A 22,668-nucleotide genomic window follows, 5' to 3' on the forward strand; every position below is an offset into this window, starting at 1 on the left:
TATATTGATAAACCGAGTGTCCCCGGGTTCATCCTTTCACAGCACCAATCGTCAAACCTTGGACAAAATACCTCTGCACGAATGGATAAGCCAGCAAAATCGGGCCAGTGGCCACAACTGTCATCGCCATTTTCAAACTCTCGGTTGGGATCGATGTCGTTACGACTGCCCCTGCACCCATCATCGCTTTGCGCATGCCATCCATATTGCCTAGCATTTTATACAAATAATATTGAAGCGGCATCAAGTTTTCATTCGATACAAACAGCAATGCATTGTACCAGTCATTCCAGTAGGCTAGTGCTAGAAACAATCCAATGGTAGCTAACGCCGGCTTGGACAGCGGCAGGATTAGACGAGCATAGATCTTAAAGTCGCCTGCACCGTCAATTTTTGCTGATTCTACAATCGCTTCCGGAATGCTGCCCATAAAAGACTTCATAACAATGATATAAAAGACATTGAGCATCATCGGAACCACTAAGGCCATCAGCGTATCCTTCATATGCAGGTAGTTGACCATAAGCAGATACCACGGAACTAAACCGCCGCTGAACAAAGTCGTAAAGAAAAAGAAGAATGAAAATTTATTGCGCCACTTAAAATCTTTTCGGGATAGCGCATAAGCAGTCATCGAAGTCAGAAACAAGCCAAGCACCGTGCCGAGTATAGTAACCCCTATTGTCACTATATAGGCTTGAATCATCTGTTCGGGATACTTAAACAAAATGCTGTAGGCCTCGGTTGAGAAGGCCGTCGGTATAAATTGATAACCATCCGTTAGGATTTTGGTTTCTTCCGTAAAGGATGAAGATACGACAAGTATAAAAGGGAAAATACATAAAACTGAGAGAAAAATCAGGGACACATAACCAATACCTGAAAATATTTTACGATCGAGCTGCTTCATATCGTTACCTCCATTATGAAAGACTTAACTCCTGATACGATTAGAACAGAGCGCGGTCTTTGTCGTATTTACGGACAGCATAGTTCACTGACATGATCGTCGCAAAGCCAAGAACGGACTGGAAAACACCAGCTGCAGCTGACATGCCGATATCATTCGAAGTAATCAGTGACCTAAATACGAAAGTGTCGATAACGTCTGTCGAGGAGAACAGCAAGCCGTTGTTGCCGATCATATTATAGAACATCCCGAAATCACCACGGAAAATATTTCCGACCGCCAGCAGCACCAGAATAATAATCGTCGGATACAAATTTGGAATGGTTACTTTCATAATTCGCTGAAAAATATTAGCCCCATCAATTTCGGCCGCTTCATACATTTCTGTATCTATCCCCGTAATCGCAGCCAAGTACATTACCGTTCCGTATCCGAGACTTTTCCATGCAGAAACTATAACCAGGATATACGGCCAATAGGAAGGCGTATTATAAATATCGACAGGCTGGAGTCCGATACCTCTGAGCAAAGCATTCACGGTGCCAATATCATAATTGAGCAGGTTATAAGCAATCGCTCCGACAACGACCCATGAGATAAAGTAAGGCAGGAACAACGCCGATTGTGTGATTTTGCGGAACCATTTACCACCGACCTCAAACAACATAATCGCTGCAAAAATTTGCAAACTGTTATTGACGACGATAAACGCAATGTTATATAGTGCTGTATTTCGTGTTACCCGCCAAGCATCGCCTGATTCAAAGAAAAAGCGGAAGTTGTCGAGTCCGTTCCAGGCACTTCCAAAAATACCGCCCGCGTAATCGTAATGCTTGAAGGCAATAATAATACCCGCCATCGGGACGTAGGCAAACAGAAGGAAAAAAGCAACCGCCGGAGCCAGCATCAGCAAGAGAACCCTGTAATTTTTCAAATCGCTCCAAAATGTATGCCCTTTCATCTTTGCACCCCTCTCTTCTCTATATCTCTCATTATAAAAGGGCGAAGACGCTTAGATAATTCAGCGAAACAACTAAACATAATACTAATTCAACGATTCGACAAAAAAAGGTTAGCGGATAAACCAAAAACACCCGGCAGCGATTCTCCAATAACAGAAAAATCATCGCCGGGTTTTCATTTCACCGCTGTTTTGTTAGATTTTATTTTTCTTCCGGTACTCGCCGGGCGACATGCCCATGTAGTGCTTGAACTGTCTGTTAAAATAAATAATATTTTTATATCCGGCTTGTTCCGCAATCTCATACACTTTCTTAGTCGGATCTTCGAGCAGCTCGCATACCCGTTTCATCCGTAATTCACTTAAAAAATCGCTGAATAAACTGTTGGTTTCAAGCTTGAACAAATGACCCAGATAGTTAGGCGTAAAATCGAAGTGGGCGGCCACTTCGTTCAGCGTTAATTTTTGATCTAATCTTTCTTTCACATATTCCGTGATTTCATCAATTAACTTCCGCTTTTGTCTTTGCCGTTTCAAATAAAGCAGCTCCGACAACTCAAAGAACCTTCTTCTCAGCCACGAGAGAATATCATGCACCGTTTCGAACTGAAACAGCACAAAGGGATGATGCGAATCCCAATTTAAAATCTCGTATAGATGCTCGTTCATTTGCTGCAGATCGGCATGAAGCTTGGAGGTAATTCGAATAATGATATCGTAGATGTCGTTTTTCTGGGAGAGCGGACTGTCCCCGGCAAACAGCTTCAGCAAACAATCATCAATGGTGGTAAGGTCGTAGTCGAGCATCGCTTTAAGCATCCGGTCCACAATAACCTCTAAATCTGAGGCGATTTTTTCCTTCGGGCTCCATTCCGAAGCATCTTGGATGATTCTGTTTTTCCCAACAATCCATTTAATACTTAAAGCAGCCTGAGCCTGCCGATAGGAATCATGCAGCTTACCCAGTTCTGTTGTGTACATCCCTCTTCCAATCGTAATTGAACAGGAAAACTCCTGATAGAATGACCGAATGAGCTCTTCCATCAAAGCGGTAAAATATTGTTCCTGAACCGCAGCTAGGATCACAAAATGATAGTCATAGGTTGTGATGACCATGCCTAAATTTTGATCTTGCGCGAACCTCCGGATAAACTGATTGGCGGTGCTGCTCCATAAACTCCGCTCTTCTTCCGTCCAAGTTTGGATTTTCCGTGCCATATCGTCGATCTCGACGATGGCGACCGCCGACGCGCCTTGTAAGTATGACGTGAGAACGTTGTGAATGTGCGTCTCGACCTGCCCCGGGGCAGTCTCGTTAAACCAGCGCAGCAGCAGCTCCTGATTCACAAGCGTCAGTGTTTCCGACAAGGAAATATGCTGCTTCCTCTCCTTCTCAATCTTGGCGCAGAGTTCAGTCAGCGTCTTATTCAACTCGTCATCATCGACGGGTTTAAGCAAATAACCGGAGGCATTTAATTGAATCGCCTCTTTGGCATAGTTGAAATCCTGATGTCCGCTAATAAAAAGCAGATGGACCTCAGGGTTAATCTCCTTCGCTTTCCGGGCAAATTCCACACCTGACATAATCGGCATGCGGATATCGGAGAGAATGATATCAACGCGGTGCTGCTCCATCATTTTTAAAGCGGAAAAACCGCTCGTTGCCGTTCTCACGCTATGCAAAGGCAAATGATCACTGCCCGCCACCCGCCGTCTCAGCCATTCCAAATCGATCACTTCATCATCCACCAGCAGAACGTTGATCTCCATCGCCATACTATTTACTCCCCCATAACTTCCCGGATTTCCGCATTATCCACCGGTAAGATAATTTGAACGGTCGTTCCTGCCCCAAAGTAACTGCCGATATGAATGCCGAAATCATTGCCGTATCTCAGCTTGATTCGTTCCTCCACGTTTCTCAGTCCATAGCTGCTCGAATGGAATGAGCTCGAACGCATATTTCGCAGTGTGTCCGCCCGCATACCAATTCCGTTATCGATGACCTTAAGCTCGATGCGTTCACCCAGCCGTTTTCCGGTAATCCGGATCGCAATCGTCTCCCCAAACCAAGCATGCTTGAATATATTTTCTACAAATGGCTGCAAAATCAGCTTGATGATGGGAACCTGTAAAATATCAGGATCAATATCATAATAAACCTCAAAAGCATCGGCATACTTTACCCTCTGAATTTCAAGGTACATCCTTACCTGCTCCAGCTCTTTTTCAAGAGAGATATAGACATGTCCTTCATTCAAGGTGAGGCGATAGAATTTAGAAAGACCTTGTACCATCTGTGTAACCTTCTCAACTTCGCCCAAATTGGCCAAGCTGCCAATGGTCGACAATGTATTGTACAAAAAATGCGGACTGATCTGAGCTTGAAGCACATCCAGTTCTCCTTGCTTTTTCTGAATACCTTGCTCATAGACGTTCTGGATCAAGTCCTGGATGCTAGTCGCCATCTGATTAAAACTATTAGCAATGTAGACAAATTCATCGTTCCCGGCAAACCCAATTCTTTTATAAAAATTCCCTTCCTGAAACGACCGGACCAAATATACGATTCGCTTAATTTTTTTGCCTGATATGCGGGCAACGAGGAAGCCGATCACCGCCATGACTAAAAAGCTGATTAAACAAACAGTGGTGATCACCTTCTACATTCGGCTAGCATCTTTATTTAAGTATGCATGCGGCACCCGTACCTCGATAGCATAGTCAGACAACGGAATATCTTCACTAATGATCAGATAAGCATCTTGCTTCGCATGTTCATCGACAATACCTTGTTCATAAAGCGTTAATCCACTAACCATATCCACTAGGCGAAGGTCTATGCCCTGTTCAATTGGAAAGGTATCGAAATTGCCAAAAAGCTCGTCAATTCTCGCCGTGACGCGAATATAACCAATAATCGACGGGCCTCCCTTGGAAGAAACCAGCTTGCGGAAATACGAAATATTGCTTAGTTCACTGTCGCTGTCCGCCTGAAGCCACAAGCTGTCTTTGTTATTGGCAACGATCGACTTGAACCATTCCTTATTTTCAATAACCTGATCAGAAAGAATATAATAATCGCTTCTACCGATAGGTACAGACATATCATCACCGGGGATTTCAAGCATCGTCTCATTCGCGGTATAAAGCACAAGTCTCAGATTGTTCCCATACAATTGCAGAGGGGCTTTCATATAAGGAACGATGTCATCCCTCATTTTGAGCATGTTTTCCAATGCATCTCCCCTAAACTGCAGAGCATTCTGAAAATTCGTATTGAGAAACAGCGAGTTAGTCATTCGTTTGATTTCATCTGTCTGATATTCGATATTGTTCCTCGTCTGCTTCAAAGCTGTCCGGACATTCGTTTCCGCCATTTCCGTTCTGGACTCTACGAGCATCGTATAAGCTATATAACCCACCAATACATCTGTCAGCAATACTAGAATGAGGTACGGTATCATCATCTTATAGGTGAACGGAATATACTTTTTACTAAATAAAAACCTCTCCATACCCATGCTCCCTTGTATCCGAGTCAATGCTAACGTTGTTTTCATCCATTCTACAATGGAATGAAAGCGGTTACTAGATATTGTGTTTGGAAAATGGGCTTTAGAGCAACACCCTGTTTTCCAATATATTTTTCAGACTGATATGAGATTTTGAAGGTCCAAACTTTATAAGGTTGTCTTGGAATTCAGCTAACTCCTCAATCGACGCGGTTTGCACCTTTATGAGATAATTATATTCACCGCTAATCCGATATAAATCGGTAACTTCCATAGCATTTTTGCAAAAATCCGTAATCTCTTGGCAATGTTCTGTTTTTAATAGAATAAACGTAGTTGTGCCCCGATCCAGATCTCGTAGATTAAAAGCTGTATGATACCCAGAAATGATATTCCTTTCCTCCAGCTTGATCATTCGTTCTTTAACAGAGGGTTGTGACATCGAAACCTCTTTGCTGATTTGTGAAATAGACATTCGGGCATTGTACTGAAGTAATTGCATAATCTTTTTATCAATCTCATCCACAAGTTGTTCCATAGCAAGCGCCTCCTAGACCCATTTTATAAAATAAACTGATTCCACTAAAATACCTTAAATTTAATAACCATATTACTACAAAACACTTATCTTATATATATATCTCATATTTTAATACAACTATAATAAGTATATATTAAAGTTGGGAGCGATTATAAATGAGTGTAAAAGGCCTTGCACATGTAGCGATTCAAGCCAAAGACTATAAAGCAACTATTTCTTTCTATATTGACGTTTTAGGATTTAAGCTAGGTCATCATTGGAGTCTGCCATCCTTTCAGATCAAAGAAGCCTCCATGCTGATTTCACCTGACCGCAGAACCTGCATTGAGATTTTTGATAATGATGCAGTCATCGCCGCTCAAGGAAAAAAAGCCTTGTCTGATGAAGATATAGCGCACGGAGCGTTATTACATCTTGCCTTCTATGTAGATAATGTAGAGGAGATGTATCAAAAAGCCCTGGCACATGGGGCAAAAGCTTTTATAGCACCGGACTCTCTGTCTCTGGGCGAACCGCCTCTTCTAATAAAAAACGCGATCATTCACAGTCCCAATGGAGAAGTTATTGAATTTCTTGAAGAGGTTGATTTTGATATGTCCAGCAAAGTTCATGTAGAATAAACGCTAGGGAGGGTTATGAATTATAAAACATACCATTCTCAGTAAAAAGTCGCTTTTCCTCTTAATTTTTTTGATATTTCTTATAGGAGTCTACTTTTTATTCTTTGGACTTCCGTGGAAGTCTCTGGCTTTAAAAAAGCAATTTGAAATCTATTTAGAAGATAAATATCAAATCGATTTCCAGCTGGGTAAGATGGATTTTGATTTTATACATCGCACTTACCTTTCTTATGCCCATCCAGTAAATGATCCCACTCTGATTTTTTATGTAGGTCAAGATATTGAAAGCAAGGAAATTCAGGATCTTTATAAATATCAAGTTGATAAACGAAATGCTGGGAGAAAGTAAGAGAATTTGAAGCCAACTTCTAGCAGATGAAGAAGGAATGATCGTATTGATTGTGATTCAAGCCATCGCTTGGCTCATCGCCTTCGCAGCCTTGTTATCCATGGTGTCGATTGTGCTGGTGAGCTGGAGGAACGGGATATCGCCGATGCCTACGTCAAAATCTGTACGCTCGGCTGTTGCCGTTGAGGTGAATCGGATTCCGGGATATAGCAGCATTGTGGAGGCGGGATCGGGTTGGGGAACACTTGGTATGGATGTTATTCGCCAATGTCCAGGCAAAAGGCTGACAGGCATTGAAAATTCCAGTATTCCCTTATGGACATCCCAGTTGCTTACTAGGTTCGGCACACGTATGCTGCGAGCAGCCAAAGGCCAGAATCTGCTCCACGGAAGGCTCCGTTATGTACGTGGGGATATTTATAGCAGTTCTTACGAGCATGCGGATATTGTTCTTTGTTACTTATTTCCCGGAGCGATGAAACGGCTGGCGGAAAAGTTCAAGCGTGAGCTACTGCCGGGTGCGGTGGTTATTAGCATTTGTTTTGCCCTTCCAGGCATGCAGCCTGTCCGTACCATAACATGCACGGACACACTGCGTACCAAGGTATATGTATACACTTTTTAATTCAGGATTACCCCACTACTTCTTTTCAGTTAAGGTGGTAATTCTGGATTTTTTTCAGTTTATCCACTTGAAACTCCCCTTGCCAAAAACAATGAATTGCACGGACTTTATACCACTACCGAGGTAAGTGATTTGTCCAGGAGAATGAATTTTATCCTAAATATAACTTTTTGTATGTCTTCTCCATCTAATTATACAGAGGGCCCTCAAGGAGGAAAAATCATTTGCTGGAAAACGAACTGGATATCAAAAAAGCGCAGAAAGGCGACCACGAGGCGTTTACCCGTCTTTTCAGGCAACTGGAATCCCAGTTGTACAGATTAGCCAAAACCATTCTGCTAAAAGATGAAGATTGCGCGGATGCTCTTCAGGAAACAACACTGAAGGTGTATAAAGGGTTGGCCAACCTTAAGCAGCCTAAGTTTTTCAAAACCTGGGTTATACGCATCCTGATTAATGAATGCAATCAGTTACTTCGTATGCGAGAACGAACTATAGCTGTGGCGGAAATTCCCGAGGAACCGGTCGTTTCCTATGTGCATTTTGAAGATTCAGGCAACGTAGACCTGCAAAGCTTCATTAATCAGTTGGACGAATCCCTGCGGCTTGCTATCGTGCTTTTTTATTATGACGATTTATCCATTAAGCAGATTGCAGATGTGCTCGACATCTCCGAGGGAGCGGTCAGGGCACGACTCCATCGCGCACGGAGATTGTTGTCCAAACAGATACATCCTGTGCCGGAGGAGGGTCTTGCTAATGAATAATAACAATTTAGAAAAGCAGATCAGGGAGCTAGGGAAAGCTAATATACAGGAGCTTCCTCCTTTACTACGATCACGGCAGGATTCGATTTATGCATCGCTGGCCACCATTGTCCAGGATCCTGTGGAAAAGGAAAAGCGGATATATCCAAAAATCACAGCTGCTGTGACTGCAGCGATATTGTTAAGTGTTATGCTAACGGCTATCTATCCGCCTACGTTGGCCAATGCGCTCAAGCAGCTTCCCTTGATAGGTGGTATTTTTGAACGGGCAGATGATATAGGATTACAAGCGGCCCAGCGTCTGGGACTGACTTCCCGTCTAAACAGCAGTGATACGCATGAAGGGATTACCTTGTCTGCCGAAGAGGCTGTATTTGATGGCAGCCGGTTGGCATTCTCGGTGAAGCGTGAGGGAGAAGAACTGGAAGGTAAGCTAGCCGGAGTAACGATTGGAGCGGATGGGAAGCCTTTTCTAGCGGAAGGTGCGATAACCTCTGCAGAAGTATTGATCGACGGGGCTTCCCTGGAGCAATTTTCAGAAGGTCTCTGGAAAGCTATGCCGTTTCTAAGCTGGATAGAAGGTGCTGAAAGCAACACAGCTATTTTTAGACTAGTGGATTCCTCGAATTCGGGGATCTCCAACAAACCTTTTCCTGATCGATTTGTATTGACCGTAACCCTTGACTTAAACGGTATTGATGAACCGTTTGTTCTCCAAATTCCTGCGCGGAAGGCTACGATTAATAAAATTTCCACACCTGATATACGCGCACAAGTTGGAGGATGGAGTTTGATCCTGAAAAAGCTGGAATATAGTCCATTAACGACACGCCTGTCGCTCATGCTGGAACAGGATACAGACGAAGATCATACAGCATTGAGTTTAGTGGGCTTTGAAGTAAAGGATCAACAAGGACAGGTGCTGAAAGATATTTCGCAGAAAGTCCTCTCGACTTCCAATAGGTCACTTAATGTCGATTTGCTTACTGAGCCATTTGAGAAACACCCTAATATGCTCACAATCCGTGGCTATCTTTATGAGTTTGAGAACCCACAAAGTAAGAATGGAGCATTTAAAACAGACAGTTCTGGAAACCCAGTGAAGCATTATATTGACGGTCTAGAGATAAACGTGCTAGTTAAATAAAAATTAAGGAGCTTGATAATATCATGAAAAAAATGACTAAGAAGATGTCTGTAATTTTAAGTGCTGCTGTATGCCTAGGAGCGTTGGGAATGCCAGCTTTAACTCAAGCATCCAGTGCCCAACCCGCTGTTGAAGCTTCCCTGAATACAACAAAAGTGGCCGATTCACACGATCAGCTTACTTTAAAGGGCAGTGCGCAGTTTGATGGTAACTATATTAAGATCGACCTGAGCCGTGAGGGATCGCTATTTTCAGGAATGCTCGCAGGAGTAACTTTAAATGATAAAGGTGAGCCCTATCTTGCAGAAGGTACTATTGTGGGAATAGACGCCAAGCTCACTCAACCAGGAGGCATTGATTTAAAAACACCACGCTGGATCAGTGACGGTGATGCCAACAAGGCGGTTGTTGTATTGCAGACCGAATGGCTAACTGAGCAACAAAAGGCAAGCCTGGCTTCCTCTGAATTGAGTATCCATGTGAAGCTTAACGGAATCGATGAACCGTATGTACTTAAATTTTCTCTCAAGCAAGCAGGATTAGTGCGTAACATTCAGCTGCCTGCTATAAAGAAAGACAACCAATTTGAAATCAAAACCACCCGTGTTGCTGCGGGAGAGACTTCTGTGCGTATCGCTTTAGCGGTTAAAGGGGTTGCCACCCAAGGCCAGGCTTTAGGATATGACATTTATGATAATCTGGGCAATAAATTAGAATCTATTGCAAGAGATTCTATTGCAGCAACTCAAAATACGGTTTCTGAAGATTTATTGTTCGAAGCGCCTCGCTCAGCCGCTGAATATCTAGTTATCAGACCTTATCAAGCCGTATTTGAAAAAGGCAACACCGGGGCTTATAAATTAGATGCCAAAGGCAATGTAGTTAAAAATTATAACAAGCAACTGGAGATCAAAATCCCTCTAAAATAATCGTTAACGCAGCTAGGAAAAGGGGATTACCTCTCCAGCCGAAGGCTTGAGGTAATCCCCTTTGTTCAATTGAAAGAAGGCTCATTATTACTGATCATTTATAGCTAAAAAGCGGATAGTAGCTGTTGTCCCCTTACCTTCAGAGCTACTATAATAAATTTCCCCGCCGTATTTTTCTACGATATTAAAGCAAATCATTAATCCTAAACCTGTTCCATTACTTTTTAATGAATAAAAAGGAGTGCCTAGCGACTTAACCTCAGCTTCCGACATCCCGCTTCCTTCATCGATGATTGTTATCTCAATAAAATTATTGTTCCTATTCGCCATAATAGAGACAGATTTACCAACTTCCGAAGCCTCTAAAGCATTTTTTATTATATTAATAAGCAGCTGCTTAAATTCAATTTTATTAATAGAAATCATGCAATCTTCTTCTACGTAGGTAACGATTTGATTATCAGATAACATTGCGTAGGAATGGAGCAATCCTGTAACACTTTCAAGTACATCCTTCACATCTACTTTTTCTAATTTTTGCTCTCCATTTGGCTTTGAAAGGGTTAGAAATTGCGAGATAATCTGTTCTACTGTGTTTAATTCATCAATCATTAATTTAAATTTTCTTTTCATAGGATCATCAAATGAAGGATCCTCATCAAAAAACTGCAAAAAACCTCTAACCACTGTCACTGGATTTCTAATTTCGTGCGCAACGGCAGCTGTTAATTGTCCAACCATCTTTAAACGCTCAGATTGCTGTAATTGTTCATAATAAAGCTGCTGTTTTTTCATCCGTTTAAATGATATTTGAAAAATGAAAAATAATAACACTTGAACCGCTATTATATTAATGAAATTGCCTAGCATATCATAATGTAAATATGTATATAAATCCCCTCTATCAATCAAGAGGATATAGCCAAATGTAACTACCATTAGTACCCCATTTATAATGAAGGAAAAATAGAACAATTTTAAATCAAAAAATAGAATAGACAGTGCAGGAATAAGACAAATGAGGATATAGGTAGTCCATGTTTGAGGATATAAAAAGAATAGCGTATAAAAATACGCAAATCCAAATAGAATGATAATCTTTCTAAAAGTATGTGTCTCATGCTCAGGGTAAATCCATAAACAAACCGTTAGAAACGCCACACATAAAAAATGAATGATATAACCAAAATCAATCCCATCTAACTCTAGGGTAGATAGTATCAATCCAAACATCATAAGAACGATGATCATTAACATTAATATGTAATAGGTTTTTCGATTCACCCGACTGTAGAACTCTCTCATGAATTCACCACTTTTAAATTGATTTTACCATTACGATAGTTATCTTACTTGTAAACTTATTGTCGAAATAAGAATTATATCAGTTGAAATAGTAATAAACAATAACTGAAAAAAACTGTAAACTCGATGATATTATAGTTTGTAAAAAACTAAAAAACCGGGAGATACCATTTTAACAGTATCTTCCGGTTTTCTGTTTAACTTTGCATATTCTTTAAGCAAACGTCCATGTAGGAACGCTTGAAACCGGCAAGGGCTCCCTGCCCAGTCGCGGTTGAATATAACCACGGCTTCTGCGCCGGTTAAAGCTTTCCTCATAAACTAGAGAGGTGTTTCGGTCCTGATTATTTTATTATCTCTTTCCCTCTTTCTTCTATTTATCGAATACAAAACAAATAATAAAATAAACCATAAAGGCGTCAACAATAATGCCGGACGAGTTTCATCAGCAAACAGCATAATTATGAGTATGATTGCAAACAAGGCTAGAACAACATAATTCACAAAAGGTGTGAACGGTGCCTTGAATTTTGATTTGGCCTGCAATTCCGGCTTCGTCTTTTTATATCGCAAATGGCAAATTAGAACGACGCCCCAAACCCAGATGAAACAAATGGCACTAATCGTTGTCACGATGCCAAAGGCCGTCTCCGGAATCAGCTTACTCAACAAAGCCCCTACAGATAAGACAAGCGTGGATATGAATAAAGCATTACTTGGTACATGATTTTTATTAAGCTTTGCAAAGTTGGCTGGAGCCTGGTCATTTCTGCTTAGATTGTATAGAATCCGGCTTGTTGAGAACATCCCGCTGTTACAAGCAGAAGCAGCTGAAGTTAATACAACGAAATTAATAACCCCCGCGGCAATCGGAATCCCCACTAAACTAAATGTTTTAACAAAAGGACTTTCTGCCGGGTTTAGTTCTGTCCAAGCGTTGATGCATAATAAGGCAATAATAGCACCCACGTAGAAAAATAGAATTCGTAAAGGTATTTTATTAATCGCCGATGGGATAGTTTTTTCTGGATTGGATGTTTCCGCTGCTGATACCCCCACCAATTCCACACCCACAAAAGCAAACACAACCATTTGAAATGAAAGTAAGAACCCGGAAATCCCGTTTGGAAATACTCCCCCATGTGCCCAAATATTACTGAGCGCAACCGTTCCGGTAGTTGTTTTGAATCCAATCACCAGTAAAACTACCCCTATGGCAATTAACGCGAGAATAGTGATTACCTTAATTAAAGCAAACCAAAATTCCAATTCGCCAAAGCTTTTTACAGTTAATAAATTGAGTCCTAATAAAATAATTAAACAAATGACTGCGGGTATCCATTGCGGGATATCAAACCAATATTGTACATAGACCCCAACAGCTATAATATCGGCCATAGCCGTCATGATCCAGCAAAACCAATAGGTCCATCCAGTTACAAACGCCGCCCGCGGTCCAAGATAGTCTTCGGCAATGTCTGTAAAAGATTGATAACCTGCTTTTGACAACAGAAGTTCTCCCAATGCCCTCATCACAAAGAAAATAGCGATACCCACGATTAAATAAGCAAAAATGATCGATGGTCCTGCCAGCTGTATAGCTTTTCCAGATCCTAAAAATAATCCGGTACCGATGGTTCCACCAATCGCAATGAGCTGAACATGTCGATTCTCTAAATCTCTCTTTAATTCTTGTGCTGCCATTTCGAACTCCCCCTTATGTGAAAAAAATAACAAGTGAAAATGATAACAAAAAAGAGATTGGATACGCTCCAATCTCTTAGGTATAAGAATAATAAATAAAATACATTTATTTATTCTGACGATGATCAGAATAACAAATGAATTATCTAGTACTCTTCTGTCCTTTTGCCTGAGATTGTGAACCCTTCGGCGCCGGGGGATTCCCCCACGGTCTCTCCAGAAGCTGCTCCTGCTATAGTGTGATCCATAGCAATCATAGCTTGCGAATTATTTAATTTTTATGTCGCTAACTTCATTTTTAATATTTTTCAATACTAATCATTGTCAAATATTTTGTCAATAACATTAATTACCGCTTTATTATTGTTCCATTAACTTTTATTGCACACAATTAAGGGCTTGTCAGCCAAGCCCCCAATTCTTCTGTCTGCAGGCACAACCTTCAATACGCTCTCCTTAGCACTCCATGACTGACTAACACCTTACATGTTTTCGTTTGAAGCCCAGCTGCGATTTATCAACTGCCTTTTGAATATTAATTGAAGCATTCAAAATCTTGCTTTTTGCACTACCGGTATGGACTTCCACCGGACCAACTTCCTTTGCAATCTCAACCGCTTTATCATGAAGCGGCAGATAGGATACGCCCACAGTGTAGATGAAATTGTTCATTGCGTATTTCGTTCGTTCAGGGGCATCATGAATCGTATTTTTAGCAAGCTCCAACATAGCGGCCAATTTTTCTGCGGAAAATTCACTGTCCGGGCGATTTCCGAGCAGCCAGCAGTAACAGTTCCAGCCCGCCGACATTTTCAACTCTATCTCACTTGCAATCCATTTATCAGAAACCTCTTGTGCAATATCCGTCTCCGCCAACGTTACTGCCACCACAAAGTCCGATAGCATATAAAAATAAGCCCCAGCAATCCACCGCTCAAAATCCGACTCTGTCATTGCTTTAGGCTCCGCGATCACCCCGGCAAAATACATAGCGTCATAATTTCCTGTAGCATAAAGCTGCTCGGCCAAGGGTTGATTATGTTTTATTTTTCTGAAGATAGGCTTCATCTGGCCTGTGGCCACACCAAAAAGCGGTTCGTGCGCGCCATTGGATAGATATATTTTCTTGGTGCGTTCCTTGCCGAGAGCTTCAAGCTCTTGCATGACCGTTTCTAAATCCATTGTTCGCACTTCCTTTTTTATGAATATTGGCTAGGGACTCAAACTTTACTTGAATATATCATAAAAGCCCTTATAAATATCTTCTTTTATACATCAAGGTAATTTGCCCCGCTATGTATTCAGCGCTATATTGGTTGCCATCCTTAATCCACCACATAATAATCCCCAGTAGTGAGGCTGCAATAATATCAACGGAGACTACCTCCTTAGTAGAGTCAATGTTCCTCGCGTTTCTTCGTTTTTCGACAGTATTTTTTAACAGGTTGGTCAAGTGGTTTTTGAAGCCTTTATGCTCAATCAATACAGCAAAAACTTTCCGGTATTCAAAAAAATAATTTAAAAAGGTGATCAGCTGCTCCTGTTCGTTGTTGCTCTTCATTTGTAATAGCGGTTCAACCTTCATGGATAGGTCATCGAAGATTTCATGTACGATCTGGCGCAATAAATCGTTAATATCCTCATAATGCAAATAAAACGTTGCGCGATTTAGTTCCGCGCGGTTGGCGATTTTTTGGACGGTCAATTGCGAAATCTCCACATTGTCGGCCAATAATGAAAAAACAGCGTTTTTCAACATCTTTTTTGAGCGAATGGCTCGTGGGTCAACTCTTTTATGTTCAGTCATTTCATCCCTCTATTATCGTTTAAATGGCCTTTCATCAACTAATTTGCCTATTCTGTCGATTAGTCGACATTTTCAATAAAATTGCAAATAGGAATACTTTTTAAATCCTGATATGATTTATTTTATTGACACTATGTCGAAAAAGCAATGAAGAGAGGACTGCAACATGCAAGAAGACACTAAGAACATAAATAAAGGGATCTTACTAACCATCTTAATCTTTGGTTGTTTCTTATCCACACTCAATCAGACGCTTTTAAATGTCGCCTTAAGTAGTTTGATGGATGTTTTTGATGTCACAGCAACAACCGTACAATGGATTTCAACAGGATTTATGCTGATCAACGGGATTTTGATTCCGATTACGGCCTATTTAATGAAACGTTTTACAACACGGCAATTATTTATAAGTGCCATGTCATTTTTATTAATCGGTTCTATAATTTGTGCAGCAGCGCCGAGCTTTAGTCTACTCTTAATCGGACGGATGATCCAAGCTGCCGGTGCTGGCATTATAATGCCGCTCATGATGAGTGTTGTGCTCGCGATCTTCCCCGTTGAAAAACGTGGCAGCGCTATGGGACTGCTTGGGCTGGCGATGATATTCGCTCCTGCTATTGGGCCGACCCTTGCGGGATTTGTTGTCGAATACCACTCTTGGCGCTGGTTATTTATCGGGCTTATTCCACTTGTCCTCATTGTTATAGCGTTGGCGTTCAAGTATTTAGTGAATGTATCTGAGACGTCTAAGTCGAAGCTTGATGTGGTAAGTGTTCTTTTATCAACCGTCGGATTCGGCTTAATTTTATACGGCTTCAGTAGTGCAGGAAGTAAAGGCTGGGATGATGTAATCGTGATCCTAACCTTAGGGATTGGGGTCGTGGTAACAGCCGTATTCTGTCTTCGACAAATCAAATCGGATGATCCACTGCTAAACCTGTCGGTCTTCAAAAATAAAGTGTTTACGATGACATCTCTTATTAACGTATTAATCACAATGATGATGTACGCAGATATGATCTTATTGCCTATTTATCTGCAGAATGGTCGCGGGTTTACAGCATTTGATGCAGGACTACTATTGTTGCCGGGCGCACTCGTAAATGCGTTCATGTCACCCGTCACCGGTAAATTATACGACCGTTTCGGTGCAAAACCGCTGTTCATCATTGGCCTATTGTTTATTATTCCATCTATGTGGGCGGTAACAGATTTATCTGAATCGACCACGTATACTTATCTAATGATTCGTACCATAGGCCTGCGAATTGGATTAAGCTTCATTACTATGCCACTCAATACAGCCGGACTAAATGCGTTGCCCAAACAACTCGGCACTCATGGTACAGCTGTGAATAATACCGTTCGCCAAATTGCCGGGGCCATTGGTACTGCTGTCGTAATTACAATTTATACAGTGCAGGCAACCAGTCATGCAACTACACTGATGCAGAATAATCCCTCCGCTACTCCTGAGATCCTTAAATCCCTTACATCGATTCTTGGGGCAAGTGACGCCTACTACTTCATGATGATTTTATCCATTGCCGCATTTGTTATAACATTATTTATGCCCACGAAAAACAAGCTCATGATTGAAAAGAAAGCAAACCTAGTTAGCAAGGAACCTCAGTTGTAACTAGTAATTGCAGAGTAAATGAAGAAAAGCCATTCCTTAGCGGAGTGGCTTTTGTTATGAATGGCTTGCTTTGGATCATTGGAGCACGTATTCCTACGAGCATCAATATTTCCTTATCCATATCAGTATCCCCCTCTCCATATCAAATGTGTAGAATCTATTATAAAAACGAAAAAATATTTAAACTTTACACATAAGTTAATATATGGTATTTTAATAGTGTTATTAAAAGGAATATTAATCCATAATAAGGAGCTGATTCCATTCATGAAACTATCTTTAAAAAAGAGATTGATGCTTGTTGGAACCTTTGTTTCAGTCTTTCTTTTTTCTTTTGTTTCCCAAGCATATGCGACTAATTTAATTGGCTACCCTACAGCTACACAAGCTAAGAATAATTGGTGCTGGGCTGCGACCAGCGTTACCATACTTCAATATTACGGAATCTCTGTAAGCCAATGTTCTTTTTATGATCATGTGAAGGGAACCTCCGGCTGTACAACAGACGAGAGTGAATCTTATGGAACTGTTCAAGAAGGCATTCATGATTATGGTGTCTCCAGTTGGAATCATACAGGAGCACTATCTTACAGCGATGTAAAAAACCAGATTGATAATGTTGGCAGTCCTATATATGTAAGCTGGAAATGGAATAGTGCTACCGGTGGCGGGCACGCAGTAGTTATCTATGGGTACGACACATATAGTGGAAATGATTGGATTCAACACATGAACCCGAGTGGGGGCACAAAAACCTCCATGTTATACACCAACATTAAAGGTGGCTCCAGCTACGATAGAACCTGGAGATGGGGACTTCATGGCTTCAACAAATATATTTAAGGAGGGCTTCCCATTAAGAAAACGCTGCTGTTAACTGTAACTTCATTCGTTTTATTTCTGACTTTTTTCTCACCTGTATGGGCTCAGACCGTAACTGAAGATGTTGTTTCTTTTGCAAATACAGAAGGATTAACATTGATTAAAGAAGGGCTATCTAAAGATCCTGAAGGGTATGGTTACAAGAATGAAGCAGAGATTAGTGAAATTACCGTAGGTCAAGGAATGCAGATTCATTTTATTGATGGTGCTAAGCTTAGGGCGGCTTCCGATAGTCTGATTGAAACGGTCACACCCCAAGACAACTGGGAGTTTCTTATTTTATCGGGCGGAATACCCAAATCTAAAATGATCATTCAAAAGGATTCAAACGGGTCCTATCAAGTTACTGAGTTTGGAGGAAATCCTAATACTTTGGCCTATGCTATTCATTCACTAGAAGCTGAGGGTGAAGTGAGTGAGCCTACACTTATCCGTGAGCGGGACGAATATATAGCTGCCTTCAAGAAAGACAATCAGGAACTAATCATCGCCCCACAACAAGCCTCATCAGCAGAAACAAAAGGACTAAGCAATATTTCGGAGCCTCAAGCACCCGGGCATTTAATTGATGTGTTACAAACGATGCAGAACGATTCTTCCGATGACGAGCAGGATGGGTCGGGAACCATTGCTTCCGCATATTATGCGGACGATAATAATCATCTAACAAGGTCTATCACCATTAGCGCCATTATTGCTCTAGTAGCGGTATTTGTGTTCTGGGCCTATCTCAGAAGACGTAAACAACCTAAATAAATGTAAAAATAAGTAGGCCGCCCTCCTTCATTGGATTGCGGCCTACTTTGATAGATAGTACCTCTAAAAAGCCTCCCTCTCCCCATATGATTAGGACATAAAGGCTGCCAAAGACCTCGTTAGCATAACACCATTTGTAATGGTATCTTGCGGCTAAACATCTCGTCCAGTACCCATGCCACTTTTATACATTTTTTCTGCTTCAATAGGACTTTCTTTTGCCGTGATATGATACGGAATTACCCGATAAACTTGAACCGGACCGCCAAATACAGCCGATCTATACTTTTCCACATGCTGCTTGGACAAGGGGCGATTATAATAACCCGGTACGTATTTATTGATCAATTCCTGAAGTACGTGTGTGGCTTCATCCAAATCTGAAATCGGTTCTGCTTGTCCAAAAATCATTACGCTCATGTAAGCTGTATCCGTTTTGGCTGGTACCGGGTCTGTAATAGTTCCGTATTCCTCACATACCGTAAAACATACCTCCGGATTATCACGCATGACCTGATTACGTCTTCCATCTCCAGCCCCGTGAATATACAGTTTCCCTTCAGTCCATACATAATTAAGTGGCACAACATAAGGGAGGTTCCCATCAACCAACCCCAGATAACCTAATCTCGTTTGGTGAAGGAACCTTTCAATCTTCTCTTGATCTAGGCATTCCCTGGTCTTGTAACGAACCGAATTCATATCGAATCTCTCCTTTTATTTAAATTGCGGATACCAGCGTTGTTACGGTAGTATATCAATGAATGGATTGCATTAAAATATCCAAAATTCGCTGTTTAGAACAATCCATAATTCGTTTTTTATGATTGGAGTTTCTATTTGGAGGTATGTACGATGATGAAAGTAATTCGCAATGATAAGAGACCGATCTGGCAGCAATTGCTTGATCAAGCGATTCATAATATTACTAGCGGAGTCTGGGCACCAGGAGAATTACTGATTCCTACCCGCGAACTTGCGCACATCGTAGGTGTCTCCCGCTCAACTATACAGATCGTCTATGAGGAATTGTTAAGTCGAGGTTATACAGTTACCTCCCGCCGGGGAGGGACGCGAGTTAGTACGTGGAAGCAAGTCACTATGTCCACGAAGGAAATAGAAACAGAGGGCCCCACACCTCCGTCACTCTCCTTGCTAGACTCAGCTGTTGATCAATTACATGACTGGTTCAGAGGTAAAGAACAGCTAGAAGTGGATATTGATTTCAGTCCCCATGAACCCTATTTGGATGAACAATTTCAAAAAAACTGGCGGCAATCGCTGCTCCAGGCATCCGCTGAAATGGATTTATCAAGCTGGGCTTACGGTAACTGCTACGGGTACACACCATTACGTGAGCAAATACAGCGTTATTTATCACTTGAACGGGGCATACATGTCCAAACCAATCAGATTCTGTTGACCTCAGGAGCTCAGCATAGTATTGACTTAATCGCACAGTCACTTTTAGCTGATGGGGACACTGTCTCAGTAGAGGATCCAGGTTTCCCAGCTGCTTGGATGGCAATGAGATACCGCCGTATGAATGTGGTACCCGTTCCCGTTGATGAGTATGGTCTAGTGGTTGAGCATATTCACCCGCAATCCAAGCTGGTCTTTGCCACCCCTTCCCACCAGTGCGCAGTAGGGGTCGTTATGTCGGAGCCCCGCCGGCAACAATTGCTGTATAAGGCCGTTCAAGAACGATTTTGGATCATTGAAGACGATTATGATAGTGAATTTCGATATCGCGGGGAGCCGCTGCCAACGCTGTTTAGTCAGGTATCTAATAATACTTTGTACCTCATGAGTTTCTCTAAAATGATTGCACCAGGCATTCGTATTTCGGCTATTGTTGGATCAGTCGAGGCAATTGCTCAGCTAGCGAAGGTGCAGGAACTGACTTACCGTCATCTTCCGATTATGGATCAGCTAACACTAACCCACTTCATTAAAAATGGTCATTTTATGCGCCATATGCGAAGAGTCAGAAATGTGTACCGGCGAAGACACGAGGTCATGGCAAAAGCTATTATGGCTAGCGGATTAGGGGAGCGCTTCACGCTCAGTGGAGTAGAAACTGGATTACATATGTTATTAGAAGCTGAGGAAACATTCGACGAAGAAGCTGTGACAAAGTTAGCCCTACAACATGGAATACGTGTGTACCCTCTTGGGCCCTATTGTTTGAATAGCAAAAGAAAAGGATGGGTATTAGGGTTTGCAAAAGTAGATGAGGCAGCGATTGAGCAAGGCATTCATCGTCTTGCGGAGTTGATCCTATAAAATCACCTCCGCAGCACTCACACAATTTGTTGAACAGTCCATAGACTATTTTAGATTTATGAAACCATTGAAACTTCAAACAAAAGTTAATATATGGTAAATTTAAACTATGATAGAACCTGGAGATGGGGACTTCATGGCTTCAGCAAATATTTTTCAGGAGGGCTTCCCATTAACAAAATGCCGTTGTTAACCATAGCTTTATTTTTATTATAAGCGGTATTTGTGATCCGGTCCTATCTCAGAAGACGTAAGCAACCTAAGTAAAATAGAAATAGACGGCTCTCCTTAAAATACCCTCCAATTTTGCACACCAAGATTTCTCGCCCTACTTATGATATGGCTCACCGCGCTGTCCGTAATCGCAAGTTTTAGGACCATCTTTTGTGGGCTGGCCCTTTTTCACCCTTTTTCTTTATGAAAATCATATCGGTAGCTAAAAAAACTCCCGATGCATCCCCTTATCGGGAATACATGGGAGTCTTGAGCGATTCAATCAGGTCCTACATTACATAGCTTTTTCAGCCAGATCACTAACTAAATTTCTCATCCACTTACGGGAGTAAATCCGGGCGTAGCCGAAGCCAAAGCGGACAACCTCCTCCAGCGAGATGACGAGATACACAAGGTAGACAGGTTGCTTCCAAATGTATGACAGCAACAGCCCGGATGGGACACCTATCAGCCACGTTGCGGTAGACTCCATGCCGAATACGAACTTGCTGTCTCCTCCGCTGTTTAGAATACCGCCGGCTATAATCATATTGGATACTTTGACCCAAAGAAATCCAGCAAACACGATAACGATATACATGCTCATTTGTTTAGCGTCCTCGGAGATATTGAACGCAGAGACATACAGCTTCGAGCCTGCCGCAATAATAACCCCGACGATCAGAGAGATAATGATGCCTAGACGAATGAACTTTTTCGCGTGATCGAGTGCGATATCAGATTCATTCGCACCCAAACGGTTGCCGACCATTACCCCTGCTGCACTAGCCAGACCCGATAATAGGCCAATGCAAAGACCCTGAAGTGGGAAGGTAATGGTCATCGCAGTCATTTCCATCGTCCCCATACGGCTATAAATAATCGCATATGCTGTTTCGCCCAATACCCAGATTAATTCAGTCAGTAGCAGCGGATAGGTCGTTCCAAAAAACTTGCGAATGAGCGGTTTAGGAACAATGAATAAGTTCTTTAACCCGACAGCTCCCGGTAAACGATACCGGTACACGGCACCAATGATCAACAAGCATTCGAAGACCCTAGAGATAAGAGTAGCAATGGCAGCGCCCTTCAGACCAAGCGCAGGAGCACCGAAATGTCCGTAAATAAGTACGTAATTCAGTATAATATTCAAGCCAACTGCAATTAGACTTACATACATCGGCCATTTGGCATGGCCAGTACTGCGTAAAATCGCGGAATACATCATCGTGAGCATGACAGGCACAAAACCGATCGACATTATCTGGAGAAAGATATAACCCTCATCTATTACATTCATGTCTGTAGTGAATAGGCTCAGAAAGAGCGGCGAATCGATAAAGACAGCCGCAGAGAACAGGAACGAGAACGCAAAGCCAGTGATCAGTCCGAGACCCAGTACTTGAGAGACGCTTTTGGAATCTTTATTTCCCCAAAACTGGGCTGCATATATGGATACACCCGTCGATAAACCGGCCAAGACAACCGCGATGATCCCGTATATTTTGGTCGACATCCCCACCGAGGCAATTGCCACATCTCCCAGCTGCCCAACCATCAATTGATCCGTCAAATTAAGCAATGCCATCAGCAAGCTTTGAAGCGTAACGGGCACAGCGATTTTATACACACTTTTGTAGAAATCTTCTTTCTCTGACATGTATCGTTCACAACCCCCATATTCTCGATTTTTCCAGAACTTATAGCCATTC

The 22,668-nt window shown here is 41.9% G+C and carries 21 protein-coding genes and 1 riboswitch; of the genes, 9 read left to right on the plus strand and 12 right to left on the minus strand.

Features of this window, described 5'->3' with window-relative positions:
* Positions 1 to 28: 28 nt before the first annotated feature.
* From MHH86_RS30615 to MHH86_RS30640, 6 genes are all read right to left on the minus strand, one after another.
* Positions 29 to 910 (minus strand): carbohydrate ABC transporter permease, encoded by an 882-nt coding sequence (locus tag MHH86_RS30615; RefSeq protein ID WP_036682338.1) that lies wholly within the window; start codon positions 908 to 910, stop codon positions 29 to 31.
* Between the two features lie 40 nt (positions 911 to 950).
* The gene (locus tag MHH86_RS30620; protein ID WP_036682339.1) at positions 951 to 1,871 is read right to left on the minus strand and encodes an ABC transporter permease subunit; all 921 of its coding nucleotides are present in this window, start codon (positions 1,869 to 1,871) and stop codon (positions 951 to 953) included.
* Between the two features lie 195 nt (positions 1,872 to 2,066).
* Positions 2,067 to 3,647: a response regulator gene (locus tag MHH86_RS30625; protein ID WP_326046188.1), complete on the minus strand. Its 1,581-nt coding sequence runs from the start codon at positions 3,645 to 3,647 to the stop codon at positions 2,067 to 2,069.
* 5 nt (positions 3,648 to 3,652) lie between these two features.
* Complete coding sequence (locus MHH86_RS30630) at positions 3,653 to 4,495, minus strand: histidine kinase (protein ID WP_342479577.1); 843 nt, start codon at positions 4,493 to 4,495, stop codon at positions 3,653 to 3,655.
* A 39-nt stretch (positions 4,496 to 4,534) separates the two neighbouring features.
* On the minus strand, positions 4,535 to 5,389 hold the full coding sequence (locus MHH86_RS30635) for a cache domain-containing protein (RefSeq protein WP_342479578.1): 855 nt from the start codon (positions 5,387 to 5,389) through the stop codon (positions 4,535 to 4,537).
* 100 nt (positions 5,390 to 5,489) lie between these two features.
* Positions 5,490 to 5,924, minus strand: coding sequence for an Lrp/AsnC family transcriptional regulator (locus MHH86_RS30640; protein WP_076179256.1), 435 nt, complete (start codon positions 5,922 to 5,924; stop codon positions 5,490 to 5,492).
* A gap of 158 nt (positions 5,925 to 6,082) precedes the next feature.
* Here MHH86_RS30640 and MHH86_RS30645 point away from each other — a divergent pair, with 158 nt between their 5' ends.
* The 5 genes from MHH86_RS30645 (at position 6,083) to MHH86_RS30665 (ending at position 10,364) form a co-directional block, all read left to right on the plus strand.
* On the plus strand, positions 6,083 to 6,547 hold the full coding sequence (locus MHH86_RS30645; RefSeq protein WP_036682343.1) for a VOC family protein: 465 nt from the start codon (positions 6,083 to 6,085) through the stop codon (positions 6,545 to 6,547).
* Positions 6,548 to 6,933: 386 nt separating this feature from the next.
* Positions 6,934 to 7,521 (plus strand): class I SAM-dependent methyltransferase, encoded by a 588-nt coding sequence (locus tag MHH86_RS30650; RefSeq protein WP_038573872.1) that lies wholly within the window; start codon positions 6,934 to 6,936, stop codon positions 7,519 to 7,521.
* 224 nt (positions 7,522 to 7,745) lie between these two features.
* Positions 7,746 to 8,288 (plus strand): sigma-70 family RNA polymerase sigma factor, encoded by a 543-nt coding sequence (locus MHH86_RS30655; RefSeq protein ID WP_235219471.1) that lies wholly within the window; start codon positions 7,746 to 7,748, stop codon positions 8,286 to 8,288.
* Positions 8,281 to 9,435, plus strand: coding sequence for a DUF4179 domain-containing protein (locus MHH86_RS30660; protein ID WP_076140594.1), 1,155 nt, complete (start codon positions 8,281 to 8,283; stop codon positions 9,433 to 9,435). The genes MHH86_RS30655 and MHH86_RS30660 overlap by 8 nt, the downstream gene beginning before the upstream one ends.
* Positions 9,436 to 9,458: 23 nt before the next feature.
* Positions 9,459 to 10,364 (plus strand): DUF5643 domain-containing protein, encoded by a 906-nt coding sequence (locus MHH86_RS30665; protein WP_076140593.1) that lies wholly within the window; start codon positions 9,459 to 9,461, stop codon positions 10,362 to 10,364.
* A gap of 87 nt (positions 10,365 to 10,451) precedes the next feature.
* Here the strand turns inward: MHH86_RS30665 and MHH86_RS30670 are convergent, their stop codons facing one another.
* The 4 genes from MHH86_RS30670 to MHH86_RS30685 all read right to left on the minus strand — a co-directional run bounded on the left by MHH86_RS30670 (position 10,452) and on the right by MHH86_RS30685 (position 15,180).
* Complete coding sequence (locus MHH86_RS30670) at positions 10,452 to 11,621, minus strand: HAMP domain-containing sensor histidine kinase (RefSeq protein WP_256718544.1); 1,170 nt, start codon at positions 11,619 to 11,621, stop codon at positions 10,452 to 10,454.
* Positions 11,622 to 11,990: 369 nt separating this feature from the next.
* Positions 11,991 to 13,373, minus strand: coding sequence for an amino acid permease (locus tag MHH86_RS30675; protein WP_036682353.1), 1,383 nt, complete (start codon positions 13,371 to 13,373; stop codon positions 11,991 to 11,993).
* A 147-nt stretch (positions 13,374 to 13,520) separates the two neighbouring features.
* Positions 13,521 to 13,603: riboswitch (glycine riboswitch) on the minus strand.
* 244 nt (positions 13,604 to 13,847) lie between these two features.
* Positions 13,848 to 14,555 (minus strand): DNA alkylation repair protein, encoded by a 708-nt coding sequence (locus MHH86_RS30680; protein WP_038573880.1) that lies wholly within the window; start codon positions 14,553 to 14,555, stop codon positions 13,848 to 13,850.
* Between the two features lie 70 nt (positions 14,556 to 14,625).
* Positions 14,626 to 15,180: a TetR-like C-terminal domain-containing protein gene (locus MHH86_RS30685; protein ID WP_038573882.1), complete on the minus strand. Its 555-nt coding sequence runs from the start codon at positions 15,178 to 15,180 to the stop codon at positions 14,626 to 14,628.
* Between the two features lie 166 nt (positions 15,181 to 15,346).
* Between MHH86_RS30685 and MHH86_RS30690 the strand changes: the two genes are divergently transcribed.
* From MHH86_RS30690 to MHH86_RS30700, 3 genes are all read left to right on the plus strand, one after another.
* Positions 15,347 to 16,819: a DHA2 family efflux MFS transporter permease subunit gene (locus MHH86_RS30690; RefSeq protein ID WP_038573885.1), complete on the plus strand. Its 1,473-nt coding sequence runs from the start codon at positions 15,347 to 15,349 to the stop codon at positions 16,817 to 16,819.
* A 267-nt stretch (positions 16,820 to 17,086) separates the two neighbouring features.
* Positions 17,087 to 17,662, plus strand: a complete 576-nt coding sequence (locus MHH86_RS30695; RefSeq protein WP_076105127.1) for a C39 family peptidase — start codon at positions 17,087 to 17,089, stop codon at positions 17,660 to 17,662.
* A 135-nt stretch (positions 17,663 to 17,797) separates the two neighbouring features.
* Positions 17,798 to 18,457: a hypothetical protein gene (locus tag MHH86_RS30700; protein ID WP_076105128.1), complete on the plus strand. Its 660-nt coding sequence runs from the start codon at positions 17,798 to 17,800 to the stop codon at positions 18,455 to 18,457.
* Positions 18,458 to 18,610: 153 nt separating this feature from the next.
* On the opposite strand, the gene MHH86_RS30705 is transcribed toward MHH86_RS30700, so the two are convergent.
* On the minus strand, positions 18,611 to 19,159 hold the full coding sequence (locus MHH86_RS30705; RefSeq protein WP_076140589.1) for a pyridoxamine 5'-phosphate oxidase family protein: 549 nt from the start codon (positions 19,157 to 19,159) through the stop codon (positions 18,611 to 18,613).
* 153 nt (positions 19,160 to 19,312) lie between these two features.
* Here MHH86_RS30705 and MHH86_RS30710 point away from each other — a divergent pair, with 153 nt between their 5' ends.
* Positions 19,313 to 20,743, plus strand: a complete 1,431-nt coding sequence (locus MHH86_RS30710) for a PLP-dependent aminotransferase family protein (protein ID WP_076140587.1) — start codon at positions 19,313 to 19,315, stop codon at positions 20,741 to 20,743.
* A gap of 508 nt (positions 20,744 to 21,251) precedes the next feature.
* On the opposite strand, the gene MHH86_RS30715 is transcribed toward MHH86_RS30710, so the two are convergent.
* On the minus strand, positions 21,252 to 22,616 hold the full coding sequence (locus tag MHH86_RS30715) for an MATE family efflux transporter (protein ID WP_076140586.1): 1,365 nt from the start codon (positions 22,614 to 22,616) through the stop codon (positions 21,252 to 21,254).
* Positions 22,617 to 22,668: the final 52 nt, after the last annotated feature.

Source organism: Paenibacillus sp. FSL F4-0097, from assembly GCF_038593125.1.
In the GTDB taxonomy this organism is placed as follows: domain Bacteria; phylum Bacillota; class Bacilli; order Paenibacillales; family Paenibacillaceae; genus Paenibacillus_AQ; species Paenibacillus_AQ odorifer.

Excerpts from the sequence above, each read along its gene's own strand:
- MHH86_RS30645 (WP_036682343.1), top strand. The coding sequence starts at position 6,083 with ATGAGTGTAAAAGGCCTTGCACATGTAGCGATTCAAGCCAAAGACTAT.
- MHH86_RS30685 (WP_038573882.1), bottom strand. The coding sequence starts at position 15,180 with ATGACTGAACATAAAAGAGTTGACCCACGAGCCATTCGCTCAAAAAAG.
- MHH86_RS30680 (WP_038573880.1), bottom strand. The coding sequence starts at position 14,555 with ATGGATTTAGAAACGGTCATGCAAGAGCTTGAAGCTCTCGGCAAGGAA.
- MHH86_RS30695 (WP_076105127.1), top strand. The coding sequence starts at position 17,087 with ATGAAACTATCTTTAAAAAAGAGATTGATGCTTGTTGGAACCTTTGTT.
- MHH86_RS30690 (WP_038573885.1), top strand. The coding sequence starts at position 15,347 with ATGCAAGAAGACACTAAGAACATAAATAAAGGGATCTTACTAACCATC.
- MHH86_RS30635 (WP_342479578.1), bottom strand. The coding sequence starts at position 5,389 with ATGGAGAGGTTTTTATTTAGTAAAAAGTATATTCCGTTCACCTATAAG.
- MHH86_RS30625 (WP_326046188.1), bottom strand. The coding sequence starts at position 3,647 with ATGGCGATGGAGATCAACGTTCTGCTGGTGGATGATGAAGTGATCGAT.
- MHH86_RS30675 (WP_036682353.1), bottom strand. The coding sequence starts at position 13,373 with ATGGCAGCACAAGAATTAAAGAGAGATTTAGAGAATCGACATGTTCAG.
- MHH86_RS30630 (WP_342479577.1), bottom strand. The coding sequence starts at position 4,495 with ATGGCGGTGATCGGCTTCCTCGTTGCCCGCATATCAGGCAAAAAAATT.
- MHH86_RS30640 (WP_076179256.1), bottom strand. The coding sequence starts at position 5,924 with ATGGAACAACTTGTGGATGAGATTGATAAAAAGATTATGCAATTACTT.
- MHH86_RS30650 (WP_038573872.1), top strand. The coding sequence starts at position 6,934 with ATGATCGTATTGATTGTGATTCAAGCCATCGCTTGGCTCATCGCCTTC.
- MHH86_RS30705 (WP_076140589.1), bottom strand. The coding sequence starts at position 19,159 with ATGAATTCGGTTCGTTACAAGACCAGGGAATGCCTAGATCAAGAGAAG.
- MHH86_RS30665 (WP_076140593.1), top strand. The coding sequence starts at position 9,459 with ATGAAAAAAATGACTAAGAAGATGTCTGTAATTTTAAGTGCTGCTGTA.
- MHH86_RS30710 (WP_076140587.1), top strand. The coding sequence starts at position 19,313 with ATGATGAAAGTAATTCGCAATGATAAGAGACCGATCTGGCAGCAATTG.
- MHH86_RS30660 (WP_076140594.1), top strand. The coding sequence starts at position 8,281 with ATGAATAATAACAATTTAGAAAAGCAGATCAGGGAGCTAGGGAAAGCT.
- MHH86_RS30715 (WP_076140586.1), bottom strand. The coding sequence starts at position 22,616 with ATGTCAGAGAAAGAAGATTTCTACAAAAGTGTGTATAAAATCGCTGTG.
- MHH86_RS30620 (WP_036682339.1), bottom strand. The coding sequence starts at position 1,871 with ATGAAAGGGCATACATTTTGGAGCGATTTGAAAAATTACAGGGTTCTC.
- MHH86_RS30615 (WP_036682338.1), bottom strand. The coding sequence starts at position 910 with ATGAAGCAGCTCGATCGTAAAATATTTTCAGGTATTGGTTATGTGTCC.
- MHH86_RS30670 (WP_256718544.1), bottom strand. The coding sequence starts at position 11,621 with ATGTTAATGATCATCGTTCTTATGATGTTTGGATTGATACTATCTACC.